Annotated in this window: 10 protein-coding genes; 2 read left to right on the top strand and 8 right to left on the bottom strand. The window is 67.3% G+C overall.

The features are described from left to right. Window positions 1-146: 146 nt before the first annotated feature. The 3 genes from E4J89_RS09495 to E4J89_RS09485 all read right to left on the bottom strand — a co-directional run bounded on the left by E4J89_RS09495 (window position 147) and on the right by E4J89_RS09485 (window position 5,429). Entirely contained in the window at window positions 147-1,931 is a 1,785-nt protein-coding gene (locus tag E4J89_RS09495; RefSeq protein WP_240691823.1) for a PhoX family phosphatase, read from the bottom strand. A gap of 201 nt (window positions 1,932-2,132) precedes the next feature. Then, window positions 2,133-4,001 (bottom strand): HNH endonuclease signature motif containing protein, encoded by a 1,869-nt coding sequence (locus E4J89_RS09490; protein ID WP_136785870.1) that lies wholly within the window; start codon window positions 3,999-4,001, stop codon window positions 2,133-2,135. 405 nt (window positions 4,002-4,406) lie between these two features. After that, complete coding sequence (locus E4J89_RS09485; RefSeq protein ID WP_136785869.1) at window positions 4,407-5,429, bottom strand: o-succinylbenzoate synthase; 1,023 nt, start codon at window positions 5,427-5,429, stop codon at window positions 4,407-4,409. Between the two features lie 67 nt (window positions 5,430-5,496). On the opposite strand from E4J89_RS09485, the gene E4J89_RS09480 reads away from it, so the two are divergent. Both E4J89_RS09480 and E4J89_RS09475 read left to right on the top strand, forming a co-directional pair. Next, window positions 5,497-6,408 carry a phosphatase PAP2 family protein gene (locus tag E4J89_RS09480; protein WP_136785868.1) on the top strand — a complete coding sequence of 304 codons (912 nt, stop codon included), beginning with the start codon at window positions 5,497-5,499 and terminating at the stop codon, window positions 6,406-6,408. A gap of 78 nt (window positions 6,409-6,486) precedes the next feature. Further along, entirely contained in the window at window positions 6,487-7,443 is a 957-nt protein-coding gene (locus E4J89_RS09475; RefSeq protein ID WP_136785867.1) for a hypothetical protein, read from the top strand. Between the two features lie 71 nt (window positions 7,444-7,514). On the opposite strand, the gene E4J89_RS09470 is transcribed toward E4J89_RS09475, so the two are convergent. The 5 genes from E4J89_RS09470 to E4J89_RS09450 all read right to left on the bottom strand — a co-directional run bounded on the left by E4J89_RS09470 (window position 7,515) and on the right by E4J89_RS09450 (window position 12,771). Next, window positions 7,515-8,753: an MFS transporter gene (locus E4J89_RS09470; RefSeq protein WP_240691817.1), complete on the bottom strand. Its 1,239-nt coding sequence runs from the start codon at window positions 8,751-8,753 to the stop codon at window positions 7,515-7,517. Then, the gene (locus tag E4J89_RS09465; RefSeq protein ID WP_136785866.1) at window positions 8,750-9,592 is read right to left on the bottom strand and encodes an MBL fold metallo-hydrolase; all 843 of its coding nucleotides are present in this window, start codon (window positions 9,590-9,592) and stop codon (window positions 8,750-8,752) included. Before E4J89_RS09465 ends, E4J89_RS09470 begins: the two co-directional genes overlap by 4 nt. 201 nt (window positions 9,593-9,793) lie before the next feature. Beyond that, entirely contained in the window at window positions 9,794-10,009 is a 216-nt protein-coding gene (locus tag E4J89_RS09460) for a hypothetical protein (protein WP_136785865.1), read from the bottom strand. 147 nt (window positions 10,010-10,156) lie between these two features. Further along, window positions 10,157-11,719 (bottom strand): dihydrolipoamide acetyltransferase family protein, encoded by a 1,563-nt coding sequence (locus E4J89_RS09455; RefSeq protein ID WP_136785864.1) that lies wholly within the window; start codon window positions 11,717-11,719, stop codon window positions 10,157-10,159. A 2-nt stretch (window positions 11,720-11,721) separates the two neighbouring features. Continuing rightward, complete coding sequence (locus tag E4J89_RS09450) at window positions 11,722-12,771, bottom strand: alpha-ketoacid dehydrogenase subunit beta (RefSeq protein WP_136785863.1); 1,050 nt, start codon at window positions 12,769-12,771, stop codon at window positions 11,722-11,724. Window positions 12,772-12,776: the final 5 nt, after the last annotated feature.

Raw genomic sequence — 12,776 nt, 5'->3', positions numbered from 1 at the left:
TGCGATGGGTAACGCGCTGGAAGCCCGCTCTCAACGCATTCGCCATCACCTTCAGCGACCGGTTCCCGACCGCTGAAAACTACTAATGGAAACCGCCGGATACACCGTTAAAGGGATAGTCCCAAAAATCTCAAACAGGTTGACAGTTACCGCAGCGAGACGCGGAAGAGGGCGTCGTTGCGCTGGATGGTGCCGGGCTGGCCGTCGGTGGACACCCACAGGTTGCCGGCGGCGTCGAAGGCCAGGTTGTCCGGGCAGGAGATCGGCTGCACCTGGTCTGCCGGGTAGCCGCTGAAGTAGACGGACTCGTCCACCGCGGGGTCGCCGGCCACCAGGATGAGCTTCCAGGTGAACTCGGTGGAGGTCTGGTCGCCGGTCTCGGTCATTTCGACGATGTGTCCGTGGCGGTTGTTCGCCCGCGGGTTCGGCTCATCCGCCTGTGCTCGGGTGCGGGAGGTGTTGTTGGTGCAGGCCATGTAGATCTTGCCGGTCGCCGGGTTGATCTCAACATCCTCCGGCCGGTCCATCTTGGTGGCACCCATCGCGTCGGCGGCCAGGCGGGTGTAGACCAGCACCTGGTCGATGCCCATGCCCGGCACCAGGGACTTGCCGTCCCGGGTCAGCTGGATCCAGTGCCCGGTTCCGTCGAACGCGCCGTCGGAGGGGAGCACGCCGGAACCGTCGATCTGGTTCTGCGGCGAGTTGCCCTTGAAGCTGGCCACGAACAGATCGCCCTCGGTCAGCAGCGTCATGTTGTGCTTCTTGTCGCCCTCGCGGTATTTGCCCTTGGAGACGAACTTGTACAGGTAGTCGAAGCGCTCGTCGTCGCCGGAGTAGGACACCGCATGGCCGGAGGCAGCGATGGTCACGTTGGCGCCTTCGTGCTTGAACCGGCCCAGGGCGGTGTGCTTGCGCGGAGTCGACGTGGGATCGAACGGGTCGACCTCCACAATCCAGCCGAACCGGTTCTCTTCGTTCTTTCCTTCGGGACGGTCGGTGTCGAAGCGAGGTTCCGGCATCTGCCAGCCGCGCGACGGGTTGGATGACGTGAGGCCGTAGCGGCGCTGCTCCGCGGTCGGAGCCGCCACCTTGAAGTACTGGTTGAAGTTCTCTTCGCCCGAAAGGACCGTTCCCCACGGAGTGGTGCCGCCCGCGCAGTTGTTCAGGGTGCCGAACACCAAGCGTCCGGTGGGATCGGCCTGGGTCTTGAGCAGGTCCGAGCCAGCAGCCGGCCCGGTCAGTTCGTATTCGGTGTCCATCAGGAACCGGCGGTTCAGCTGGGCACCGCGCACGTACCGCCACGGCTGGCCCTTGCCCTTGCGCTCCAGCTCCACCACGGACAGGCCGTGCGCGGCCATCGCGACCTCGCGCTGGCGCTCAACCGGCATGTTCGGCGGGAACATGATGCCTTCGTTGGTGTATTCGTGGTTGGCGAACAGCACCGCGCGCTTGCCCTTGCTGCCCGGAATTTCGATGATGTCCAGGTAGTCGTTGTTGTAGCCGAACTGGCCCGACTGGGACTCCTTCGTCTGGTTCTCCGGGTCGAACTCCGGGGTGTCGTGGAACAGCGGGTCGCCCCAGCGGATCACCGGATCCCAGTTGTAGCCCTTGGGGACCACGACGTCGTCCACGTTGTTCGGCACAGCCTTGATGCCGTCGAACTTCAGCTTGCTCCGGTTCCCTGCTACCTGTCCGGCCTTGGCGGCCGGGGCGAGCCCGACCTGCGCCTCGGCGGCCGCCCCGCCGCCGAACATCAACGCGAGCGCGCCTGCGCCGCCCAGCCCCATCATCCGCCGCCGGGAGTACTCGGCCGAGACGATGTCTCGGAAGTAGTTGTTCTCGGAGGTGTTGCACACGCCCTTGGCACAGGCGTTGTCGCACTTGAGCGCGCAGGTCACGGCGCTGCGCTTACCGGCCACATGGCCCAGCATCGGCAGGTAGCGCTTCTTGGTATCGGTCACGATTTCGCCTTCCACATTCAGTCTGTCGGTTCCCTGCCTTAGCGTTTCGATTGAAACTGACCGGCAGACTGAGCGCTGGTGAATTCTTGGCCAACACCGGGCAAAACACCTCACCCACCCGATGCCCGGGATTCCCACGGTGGAGCGTCGAGGTTCAATACAACGACAGGGTCAGAACGGTGGCGGCGCGTTCGGGTCGGTGTCCTCCTCGTCGGGCAGTTCAATGCCGCCGAGGGTCCGTCCGGGCTTCCTGTCCCCGGTTCCGCGGGTGTTGGTTCCGGGCTCGTTCGTTTCGGCGTTTCCGTTGCCGGCCGTACTCCTGCTCTCGCAGTCGTTCTCGCCTTGGGCTTCGCTCTCGCCACCGGCAGCGCGCGGCAGGAGTGCGTCCCAGCCTTCGTCAGGAAACGTGGTCTTGCGATGGCCGGTTCGCGTTGTCCAGGTGATCTCACCGTTGGGACCCGCCTCTGCACTGCATTCACCCGCGGTCTTCGCCGCATGATGCGCAACGCACAGGCACTGCAGGTTCTCCAGAACGGTCAGCCCGCCGTCCTGCCACGCGATGACATGATCGATCTCGCAGTGCTGCGCAGCCCGGCGGCAACCGGGAAAGCGGCAGTGCCGGTCCCGGACGCGGACGAGTCGCTTCAGCCATTCGGGTGGAATCCTCAGCTTCCGGGCTGCTGCGATGGCCTGGCCTTGGTCATCCGTGAGCACCAACAACCAAGATTTCGCCAATTGGGATAGTTGTCGGCCCATCTCCGGTGGAATAGGCCCATGTCCGGCCAAATCTCCAGGCTCCTCGCTGAGTCCCAGCAGCGTGGTCAGCGGCATCGTGACCAGCATCCCCGGCCCCGCACTACTACTTGGTCTCCCCCGTGCCGGTTCAGGGATCAACTCGGTGCGGGCGGCCAATGCCACATCCGGTTTCTCATCCAGTTCCCCAGTCGGAGCCGGGCTAGGTTTCACGTCCAGTTCCGCAACCGGCGCCGCAGCCGGAGCCGGAGCGTCCAGCAGGAGGTCGGAGAACACATCGGCCCTCAACTGCGGCAAAGTCCGTTCCTCCCCGGGCCCTTGGAGGAAACGTGCGGTGGATTGAATCCGGTCGAAGACCAGGTGGGCTTTGTCGGCGCTCAGCCGGATCCACAGTTCGGCCATGCCGTCATCCTGATCCGTCAGCTGCACGTCCCGGGACTCGTTCGCCCGCCGGTGCCGCTCTGATAAAGACTCCGGGTGCAGCCGGTCGCGCATCTTCCGGGCCCGCGACCTCACGGACTCCACGGTGATATTGCCGGCGCCAGGAAGCACTGCCGCTTCGAATTCCTCGAGGCTATCCGCCGGTAGATCGGCAGAGCCTCTGGCCAGAGCTTTGGCGCGAGCCAAGTCCAGATCACCGCTGCTCATGGCTCGGAGTGTTGCCGGCAAATGGGCACAGATGTTGCGGGCGTCTGCCAGCATAGTCCTCGCGGCGGCTTCCCCGGTGGACAAATGAGCCGAAATTTCCTGCGGCGCGAACCGGGAGAAGCCTTCCGGATCTCGTTCCCCGCCCTGCCCGGCCCGGAGTAGCGCGAAGCGGTTCAGCGCCTGCACCTGGCACGACTGGACCCAGGCTTCCACCCGAGCGGCAGCCTTCAAAAAATCAATGGCCTGCGCATCGTCAAGCACCCTAGGATCCACTGCAGCGAGAAGCTGTGCCAGCTCGGACGGTATACCTGCGCCGTCCTCCGGTATCACGGGCTCATCCGCGGAGCTCTCTGCGGCTGAGGATGAGAAGGCATCAGGAGCCTCCGCGCTACCGTCCAGCGGGACTGCGGTCTCGGTGCCAAGCTGTTGCCGCGCTACAGGATCGACAGCACCTGTGCCCGCGGGGCTGCCCCAGGTATCTTCCGGCGAGAAGCCGTAGCGCTGCAGGAGGGCATCCACCAGGATCTGCTGCAACAGCGCCTCCAGCAGCGAGCTGTCCGGACGCGCCGGAACACCAAGATCCATCACCAGTCCCTGACCCGAAACCGGAAATTCGAGCTTGATGTCCTCGCTGCCCATACGCTCACGCTATCGGCTGCCTCGGACGTTTTGGCGTCGAAGGGGACCCCCTGGGAACTGGTTCCCGGGGAACCGCATGACTCTCCGTCGCTCAAACAGAACGCCCCAGAGAGGAGAGACTTCCGTGGGCGCGCTAAAGCTGAGCGCAGCCGGGTGATAGGCGAAAAGCCGCCCGTTCCCCAAGATGCACTAACCCACCACCGCCCCTCCACAGGTCAGCGCTGTCGCACCGCTCTCGCGCCGCTCGGTCACGGTTTCAATCGCCGGTGGGCTCCAGCAATGGGCAGGTCAGCAGCCAACATGCCACCGTCCCAGCAGGTCAGCAGGTCAGCAGGTCGTGTCTCGAGGAGCCTGCAGGTCGCCGTTCCAGCCGCCATATCCCCGGCCCAGCAGCAAATCGGGTGATCACCCCTCCAGCAGGCGGTAGGTCCGCTCCAACCGATCGAGCCACCATTGCCGCCGGTCCTCCGGGGCGGCAAAGCGGTCCAGCAGCACCGGATCAGGCACCACGTCGCGCACCGGCAGCTGTCCGGCCACGGGTACCAGCGAATCGGTGGTCACGTCGCCGTCCATCAGGGATACGGTGGCCAAGCCGCAGGCGTAGGGAAGCTCCGGCAGCGCCGCGGCCAGGGCCACACCGGCGCGAATCCCCACCGAGGAATCCAAGGCAGAGCTGACGACGGCGGGGAGTCCGGCCTGCGCAACGATGTCCAGTGCCCGGCGTACACCACCCAGCGGCTGCACCTTGACCACAATCAGGTCCGCGGCCTCTTCACAGGCCACCCGCAGCGGGTCGGCCGCCTTGCGCACGCTTTCGTCCGCGGCGATGGGTGTGTCAATACCCCGCCGGCGCAATTCGGTCCGGACGTCCCTCAGCCCGGCAATTTCCGGCACCGGCTGCTCTGCGTACTCCAGCGAGTACTCGGCCAACCTGGTCAGCGCGGCAACGGCCGCTGCAACATCCCATCCCCCGTTGGCATCCACCCGCAGCTTGGCGTCGGGCGCAGCAGCCCGCACGGCCGCTACCCGGGCCACATCCTGGTCGATGTCCTGGCCGGTCTCGGCGACCTTGATCTTCACCGTTCGTGCACCGTCATAACGGGCCAGCACTCCGGGCACCTGCTCCGGTGCCACGGCGGGAACGGTGGCATTGACCGGCACGCTGTCACGGACCGGGGGCGGGAATCCCTGCCAGCCTGCCTCCACCGCGGCGGCCAGCCACGCGGCGGCCTCGGCGTCGTCGTACTCAAGAAATGGCGAGAATTCCGCCCACCCCGCCGGCCCTTCCAGCAGCAGCACCTCGCGCTCCACTACCCCGCGAAAACGGACCTTCATTGGGAGCGAAACCACGCGCGCGGTGGTCAGCAGATCGGCAAGCGCGGGCAGGTCGTCGCGCCCGGAGTGGTCTTGAAACTGGTGCGGAATCATCAAACCCACTGTACGGCTGCTGGCGCTTCCCCGGATCCTGTCAGTATTGTGTGCGACCCTTGAATCGATGACTTCGCAGCGTTCCAGTTTCCGCCCCCGGACCGCGACCCGCCGTCCGGCTGCGCACGCTCCTGCCCTCTTTTGGCTGGGTGCGCTGGTGTGTGCGGGCGCGTTTGCGCTGAACTACTACGCCTTCGTCCGGACTACCACTGGCCAGTTCGCGGATGAATCGGCGTGGGCAGAGGCGGAGGCCGGCTGGCGCCTGGGTCGCGGCGTGTTCCTGGATTTCCTGGACCTGCTGCCGGACGTCTCGGTGGCGGTGGCGGCCGCCGTGCTCCTGGTGGTGGCATTGGTACGACGGCGGTGGCTCCCCGCTGCGATCGGCGTCGGCGTGGTCGCGGCGTCGGCAGCCACCACGTGGATCCTCAAGAACTTCATTCTGGACCGGCCGGACCGGGGCGTGCCGACGCTGGAGCACAATTCATTACCCTCCGGGCATACAACGATCGCCGCGGCCGCGGCCCTGGCCATTTTCCTGGTGGTCTCGCCGCGCTGGCGCCCCTTTGCCGCGGCGGGCGGCGGCTTATATGCCGTGCTGGCCGGGGCAGCGACGCTGATCAACGGCTGGCACCGACCAGCCGATGTGGTGGCTGCCTTCCTGGTGGCAGGATTCTGGGCCCTGGCTGCCGGCCCGTTCGTGCTGCGGCACGGCAACGACTGGAACGTCTGGTCAGGCTACGGCAGTTTCTGGGCGGCCTCCGTCTGGTGGCCGCGGCTGTGCTGGCTGCTGGCCGTGCTGGGGATCGGCGTGGCCGCCGGTCTCTACCTGCTGGCCCAACAGATCGGAGCCGCCCCGGTCCCCGGCGACGGCAGGATCCCGTTCTTCTTCTGGGCAGGAATGGGGCTGATCACCGGCACCGGCATGCTGCTGAGCGCACTGCTGACCTGGCTGTTCGGCTTCCAGTCCCGCAGGCACTGAACCAATAGCGCGATTTCGGTACCACGGGCCGGCGCTTCGTTGGCGCCACGGGGTGCATCCGCTGAATAGGCTGTACGGATGGACGCCCTTCTCAACGATGAACAAGGTCGATGGCTGAGTCCCCGGCTGTCCGCTGGGTCGTCCACCATGCACGTGGCCGTGCCGCGTGGCTACCCGGCCTACGCGCGGATCTTCCACCCGGCCGAGCGCGACCGGCCGGTGCCGGCGGGAAGCCAGCAAGGGCAGGTTGGGAGAAGCGGGGACACATCGACAGGCGCTGGCGCCGGCGAATTCCAGGTCACCTCGGAACAGGTGTCGTGGAGCACGGTGGCGGAGGCTTTCGGGACCGTCATGCATCCGCTGGCACAGTTCCACCGTCTCATCGGCTCCCCACCCGACGGCGGAAACGACGTGCTCGATGCCGCCGGCTGGCGCTATGTCGAGCCCATGCCTGGCAATCTTGACGCCGGAGCCCTCGCCGCTGCCGCCGACCACCTCGCCGACCACACCACCACGCCCACCAGGGGCGTTGCAGCCGTCTGGGAAGGCTGGGGCGGTTTGACCAGCTCAGGCGGATCTGCCGTGCTCGCCGCGTCCGATGCACCGATGCCGCTCCGTCAATCCGCCGACGGTCCGACGTCGGTTGCCTCGGGATACTTCGTGGCTGACGGAGGGCCAGGCTCCGGGATCCTGCCTCAGGATGTTGTCAACGGCCCGGTGCTGGAACTGCCGGACCGTGCCTATTACCTGTTCAGTGCCGGGATACAGACCTTCGCGGGACGCGGGTGGCCCCGCGAGGCACCGTGGCACGATGGTTCAGCCTTTCCACAGTCACCCAGCATCTTGTGGCCGGACGACCACAGCTGGGTGCTGGTGACCGAGATCGACTGGGACTCGACGATCGTGGCCGGAAGCCGGGAGCTCATCAAGGCTTTGGTGGCCGACCCATCAATCGAAGCCTTGCCGATCCGTGAAGGGGCCGACCTGCACTGGGACGCGGACAGCGAAAACCGTCCGCCTGATTCCCCGGGTTAACAACGCGGGCTAGCCACTCGGAGTAACAACGCGGGGTAGCCACTCGGGATATGGCTCCGGATAGCGGCTTGTCACCCGGCCGGGCTGCCGCGCCGACGCGCTGGGGCCCGGGTGATACCTTCGGGAGCTTCCGCGGGTCGTGTCCGCGGGATCCAGTATCCCAAGGCGACCGCTCCCAGAATGGCGAGCCCCGCCGTCGTCCATATCCCCACGGAGAGCGACACGAGGGCGGTAACCGCGCTGAGCAGCGCCGGGCCACCCATGATGCCGGTGTCAGTGACCAGTCGCCACAGGCCCAGGAACTGCGGCCGTCCCGCTGCCGGCGCATAGTCGGCGCCAAGCGTCATGACGATTCCGGACCCCATCCCGTTGCCCACGCCCATCAGCAGCGCCGCGAGCAGCAGCGCGGTGAAGCCGGTGGTGAACGGGATCCAGATGAGCCCCGCGGCCATGATGGCCATGCACGGCACCGCGGTCCAGATCCGGCCTTTTATGTCCATGAGCTTGCCGGCCGGATAGAACAACAGCATTTCGACGGCACCGGACAAGCCGTAGATCAACGACGCCGACGACGCATCCAGACCCAGATTCGCGGCCCAGAGCGGCAGCACGGCCTGCCGCGAGGCGCGGACGGCGCCTACCAGCATCACTCCGACGCCCACCGTGGCGAAGGTCCGCCAGTGGCGGGTGAAGATGCCGCGGATGGTCACCGGCGGCGCGCCCGGCACCGCCGTCGTTGTCGGCTCGAAGTCGGGCACCGTCAGCGAGAGCGCGGCCGCCAGCACCATGGTCGCAGCGCCCAGCCAAAACGCCGCCGGGATACCGCCCAGCGCGATGGCCGCAGCGGCCAGGAAGGGGCCGGCGAAGATGCCGATCCGGTGGGTCCCGCCGAGCGTGGACATGGCGCGGGCGCGCAGGTGGTGCGGCACGGCCGCGGTCAGGTAGGACTGCCGGGCCAGGTTGAACACGGAACCGGCCATGCCCACCATGAAGATCGCCGCGGCAAAGAGCGGCAAACTCGTGGCGGTGGCCCCCAGCACCATGGCCGCCATCGCCCAAACGGCTGCCGCGACCAGCGCGCTCCGTTCGCCGAACCTTGCCGTGAGGGCCGACGCCGGCAGGTTGGTCAGCAGCGAGGCCAGCCCGACGTCGGTGGTCATCAGCGCGGCCACCGCAAAGCTGGCTCCAAGGTCGTGGGCCCGCAGCGCGATGACCGGGGCGATGGCGCCCATGCCGACGCCGTACAGCACCGAGGGGCCGAACGCCGGAAGCGCTATCTGGCGGAGGCTGAAGTCGCCTGTGCCGCTCACCTGTTGGCTTTGAGCCGCTGCAGCAGGGAGCGGGATTGCACCGGGCCGTAGGGCAGGATCGGGATGGCCTTGGTGGCGTCCGCGGGGGTGTCACGGCTGGCCTGCTCCCCCATCCGGACGGCCAGCGCCATGGTCTCGCACATGTTCTTCACGAAGGCGTCGCTGACGGTCTGGCCGTGGCCGGGCACCAGCACGTCGTACTCGTGGCGCAGGCCGGAGATCCGCCGCAGCGTCTCGACCCAGTCGCGCGGGTAGGAGTCTTCAAACGCGGGCGGCGCACCTTGCTCCACCAGGTCGCCGGCAAACAGGGTGCTGGGCGAGCCGACCAGCAGGTCGCCGTCGGTGTGGCCCAGACCCAAATGGAAAAGCTTGACGCTGACCCCGCCCAGGTCCACGGTGATCTCCGTGTCCACCAGCCTGGTGGGGATCCTGATCGCGGTGTCCTCGCCCTGGGCGGCCGCCATTTCCGGTTCCGTCTCAGCGACGGTTGCGCGTTGAAGCGCGCCGTTCTCGGCGATGTCGTGCGCGCAACTGCGGTGCGCATAAAAATCCTGCACGCCCTGGGCCGCGAAGTAGTCGTTGCCGAAGACGTGGTCATAGTGGAAATGCGTATTGACGACGACGAGCGGCAGCTTGGTCAGGCGGCGCACTGCGGCGTAGATCCGCTTTGCCTGGCGCGGGCCGGCGCCGGTATCCACCACCAGGGCCTTGTTCGTGCCGACGACCAGCCCGGTGTTGAGCAGGTACTCCGGGGTACGGATGACATAGTTTCCCGGCGCGACCTGTATGGTCTCTGCCGGTTCGCCGGTCCTGTCCTCTGATCGGGCGGCATCGCTCATCGGCCGTCACACTCCATCGCCTCGCACACTGGCCGCGGGTGGCACGGCCTTTTCCTGCTACCGTACCGCGCCGGCCCGTTCCGCCGAACGACGGCACGGAGACAGAAGGGCACAGAATGAGACCGGCTGCGAAGCGACGGGCACACGAGAAAGCATGGTCGCGGCTACCGGCCGCGGCCCCAGCGCAACGGGCCCCAATTATCAGTACTCGTGGGCGTGGCGGATTTCCTCGCGGATTTCGCCGAACGGCACGGAGTCGTCGACGTACGCCTGCACATGCTTGGACCCCATGCCGCGGATCGAGATGCCGTGTTCCCCATCAGCAACCGATTCGAGGAACACCGGCCGGAGCGCCTCGGCATGGTGTGCAGACAACCCGGAGAGATACTTTTGGTACGCCTCTGGCAGAGTGATCATGCCTAAGCGTAGCGTCCGGCGGATCGGCCAGCTAGGGGCATTTGCGCCGCTCTCCCGCAGGCCGGTTCAGGCTCCGGCCTACGGGAGACAGCGGTTACGGCCCGCGGGGAAAGCGGCTACAGGTCCGCTGGCCTGCGGGAACAGCGGCTACAGGTCCGCCAGCACGCTGCCGGGGTTTTCGATGGCGTCCGCGACGTAGCGCAGGAAGCCGCCGGCCGTGCCGCCGTCACACACACGGTGGTCGAAGGCCAGCACCAGTTCGGTGACCTTCCGGACGGCCAGCTCTCCGTTAACCACCCACGGCTTGTCGATGATCCGGCCGACGCCGAGGATCGCCACCTCGGGGTAATTGATGATGGCGGCGCTGCCGTCCACACCGAAGACCCCGTAGTTGTTCAGCGTGAAGGTACCGCTGGTCAGCTCGGCGGGAGTGGCCTTGCCGTCACGGGCGACGGCGGTGAGCCGCCTAATCTCGGTGTCCAGTTGGCGGGCGCTGAGCTTATCCGCGTTGCGGACGCTAGGCACCATCAACCCGCGGTCGGTCTGGGCGGCGAAGCCCAGGTTGACGCCGTCGAAGCCGACAATCTCCTCGCCTTCCACCCGGGTGTTCAGCTCCGGGTACTTGGCTAGTCCGGCCAGCACGAACCGGGCGATGAAGGCCAGCAGCCCCGGGGTGTTCTCCGGGTCGCGCCGCTTGAGGTCGGCCCGCATCTGCAGCAGCGCGGTGGCATCCACGTCCACCCAGACGGTGGCTTCGGGAATTTCGGTGCGGCTGCGCGACATCGCCTGCGCCACGGTCTTGCGGACGCCCTTCATCGGCGTGCGGGCAGAGATGTCGAGACCAGTGCGGGCGTCGGCACCGAAGGCGCTGCCGCCGGTGGTCGAAGGAGGCGCGCCAGCGCCGAGCAGAGACCCGCCGACCACCGGGGTGCCCGCGCCGAGCAGAGACCGGTCGGTAACCGGGGCGCCGGCGAGCGCGGCTTCGACGTCCTTGCGCAGGATCATCCCGTCGTCGCCGGTGCCGGCGATGTCGGCCAGACGGAGGCCGCCGTCGCGGGCCAGTTTGCGGACCAGCGGCGAGATGACCAGTGGCGCCGAGCCGCGTGTCTCCACGCGGGTCTCCACGCGCTCGCTGGCGCTCGCTTGGTCGACCACCGGGGCGCTCGACAGCGGGGCGCCGGTGGTCGACGGAGGCGCGCCAGCGCCGAGCAGAGACCCGGCGACGCGGCCGGTCTTGGGCTTGCGGGTGCGCTTGGAGCCGGCCGATCCGCCCGGGGTTCCGTAGCCGATCAGCACGTTGCCGGAGCCGGACTCAGCCGCTTCCGGTTCCTTGATGCCGGCACGTTCCTCGTTCCGGTAAGCCTCGCCGTCGGGATGCCCGGCGGCGGGCTGCGCGGAATTGCCAGAGGCCTCCCCCGCCTGCGGTGCGGATCCCGCGGAACCCGACGCAGCGTCGTCGTGCACATAACCCGGAGCATCCACCGAGATCAGCGGTTTGCCCACATCCAGGGTGTCCCCGGCGGCGCCGTGCAGCACGGCTACGGTCCCGGCGTAGGGGCTGGGCACCTCCACCATGGACTTGGCGGTCTCCACTTCGGCCACCGGCTGGTCCACGCGGATCTCGTCGCCCACGTTGACCAGCCAGTTGACCAGTTCGGCCTCGGTCAGGCCTTCGCCCAGATCCGGCAGCTTGAATACTTGTCGCGTCATGGCTACGCGTCCTCCCACTGCAGTTCGTCCACGGCGTCCAGGATGCGGTCCACGCTGGGCAGGTAGAAGTGCTCCAGCTTCGGCGCCGGGTACGGAATATCGAAACCGGTCACGCGCAGCACCGGGGCGGCGAGCGAGTGGAAGCAGCGTTCCTGCACCCGTGCCACGATTTCCGAGGCGACCGAGGCAAAACCGGGGGCTTCTGCGACCACGACGGCGCGGCCGGTCTTGCGCACGGAGGCCATCACAGTCTCGTCGTCGAAGGGAACGATGGAGCGGATGTCGATGACCTCCAGCGAGCGGCCTTCCTCGGCGGCGGCTGCGGCGGCCTTCATCACGGTGGGCACGGACGGACCGTAGGTAATCAGCGTGGCATCGGTTCCGGCGCGCGCGACCACGGCGCGGCCGAATCCACCTTCCGCTGGGGCTGCGGTGGGCTCCGGTCCATCGGTCCGGTCCAGCGCCGGGGTTCCCCAGCGCGACTGCAGGGCCTCAAGGTCCAGCTGCTCCTTGGAGAAGTACAGCTTCTTGGGCTCCAGGAACACCACGGGGTCCGGGAAGCGGATGGCTTCGCGGAGCATGGTGTAGGCGTCCTCCACCGTGGCCGGGGCCACCACGGTCAGCCCGGGAGTGTGCGCGTAGTAGGACTCGGAGGAGTCGCAGTGGTGCTCCACGCCGCCGATGCCGCCGGCATACGGAATCCGGATGACCATCGGCAGCTTGACCTTGCCGCGGGTGCGGTTCGGCATTTTGGCCACATGCGAGACCACCTGTTCGAACGCCGGGTAGGCGAAGGCGTCGAACTGCATCTCCACCACCGGGCGCAGACCGTTCATCGCCATGCCGATGGCCATGCCCATGATGCCGGACTCGGCCAGCGGGGTGTCGAAGCAGCGTTCCTCGCCGAATCGTTTCGTCAGCCCGTCGGTGATGCGGAAAACCCCGCCCAGCGGGCCCACGTCTTCCCCGAAGACGACGACGGAGCCGTCGGCTTCCATTTCATCGGCCAGTGCCGTGTTCAGCGCCTTGGCGAACGTCATTGTTGTGCTCATGGTGT

Source organism: Arthrobacter sp. CAU 1506 (genome assembly GCF_005047635.1).
Taxonomy (GTDB): Bacteria; Actinomycetota; Actinomycetes; order Actinomycetales; family Micrococcaceae; genus Crystallibacter.
This window is presented reverse-complemented; position numbering and strand designations above follow the sequence as displayed.